We start from the raw sequence: 1,584 nt of genomic DNA on the forward strand, positions 1-1,584 counted from the left end.
TAATTCGAGCTGAAGAAATTATGGCTTAAAAAGTTAGGCAAGGATCAGTGCGTTTAACTTGACTGTGGGAGTCATACCAACGCCCGCATAAGTGGCGCAATAAAGCTTGGCTATAATAGCGAAGAATGAGCGCAGCCAAGCTTTTTGCGTCCACCCTTAATGCGATTGTTATACGTTTTTAATTGTGTGTTTGCAATGGGTAAAACTCAGGTTGCTCAACGTGTTGTTGAGCAGGAAAATCTGATTCTGGCGCAACAACATAAACGGTTCCGCTTAGATCAATTTGTAATTTAAACAAGTTGTAACTTGGTATCATTGAACGCTTTGCAAAACTGTGACTTACATATTCTGGCAAAAATTCCCAACTAAAATTATTGGATTTAACAGTTGCTTTTGCACCATTAGGTAAATCCCAATAATCTATAGTGATAGAGCTTGCTGGCTTTATATTATATGACGCTGAATAATCACCTTTATTTAATGTGAGTGTTATTTCTACGCCAGTGTTGTTATAAATCTCGAATTTTGAGGCAACAGAACAGGCTACAAGAAATAAAGTGATAAAGAAGAGTAAAGTAATTTGAAAAGGCTTTAAATTCATAACCATCCCTGAGAAACGTATAACGCCCTGTTAATGGGCGGATTACGCTTGGCTAAAATTAGCGAAGAATGAGCGCCAGCCAAGCAGTAAGGCGTCCATTTTAAACAGCTTGTTAGGTTACGAACCTCAATCTACGTTGTGATACTGTGCAGCTTGTACATAACAGTTAACACATACAACTGACATTTGATTAAATTCTCTGAATTTTTCTGTCATGCCGTCCTCTTCCTCAAAAACAGCCTCACATTGATAACACCAAGCTTGAAGATCATTTGGAACGCTTGAATTTTCAATGAAACCGAGAGGCTCTCCCTCAGGTTTGACAAGATGACCACATAGTACGGCAGCCACTCGCTTTCCATGCTTACCGCAATCAATATACATCGGTTCTATATCTGTACTCATTAGTAACCTAACGCTTTGCTAAGGGGCAATTGACTGTTGGCTAAACTTGTGCGAAGCGCCAAGCCAACGGTTAATTGTCCCAGTGAGTTTACGAACGAACTTGAGCAACTTGTTATAAGCCATTGGTTGCCACTCTTTGCCCGCAATGAATACATACAATAGAACCAGAAAACCAGCGCCAAACTACTTTATCCCAACTACCACTTGAAGCTGGGTGAGGCTTCTTAAAACCTTGAACAGTTAAACACTTATTGCAATGAGGACAACGGTTAAAAAGTGCCAAAACAATGTGAACTAATACTGCACAAAAGAAAGCACCAAACAAATAGACTAAATGAGTTGCACTAGCATCAGGTTCGGAAAAAATTTTCCCATAAGCCAAAGATACAAAGAAAACTAGCAAAAGTGTCCACGCTGCAAACACGCTTAACACATCAAATTTTCCGATTATCGATTTCATCACCGAACTTCCCTTGGCTTATAGACATAATGACTCCCACACGGTGCTAGCCTCCGCTTTTCGTGGGTTAGCTTAATACAAAGCCAGAGCCATAATTAGTTTGTCAAATAACTAAACA

At 39.6% G+C, this 1,584-nt stretch carries 3 protein-coding genes; all 3 read right to left on the reverse strand.

The genetic code is table 11. The features are described 5' to 3' along the window. Window positions 1-178: 178 nt before the first annotated feature. Window positions 179-601 carry a hypothetical protein gene (locus tag BIZ38_RS21610; protein WP_187491286.1) on the reverse strand — a complete coding sequence of 141 codons (423 nt, stop codon included), beginning with the start codon at window positions 599-601 and terminating at the stop codon, window positions 179-181. Window positions 602-727: 126 nt separating this feature from the next. After that, window positions 728-1,006, reverse strand: a complete 279-nt coding sequence (locus tag BIZ38_RS21615; protein ID WP_187491287.1) for a hypothetical protein — start codon at window positions 1,004-1,006, stop codon at window positions 728-730. Window positions 1,007-1,118: 112 nt separating this feature from the next. Beyond that, the gene (locus BIZ38_RS21620; protein WP_187491288.1) at window positions 1,119-1,466 is read right to left on the reverse strand and encodes a hypothetical protein; all 348 of its coding nucleotides are present in this window, start codon (window positions 1,464-1,466) and stop codon (window positions 1,119-1,121) included. Window positions 1,467-1,584 lie beyond the last annotated feature (118 nt).

The organism is Pseudoalteromonas sp. BZK2 (assembly GCF_014349195.1).
GTDB classification, from domain to species: Bacteria; Pseudomonadota; Gammaproteobacteria; order Enterobacterales; family Alteromonadaceae; genus Pseudoalteromonas; species Pseudoalteromonas simplex.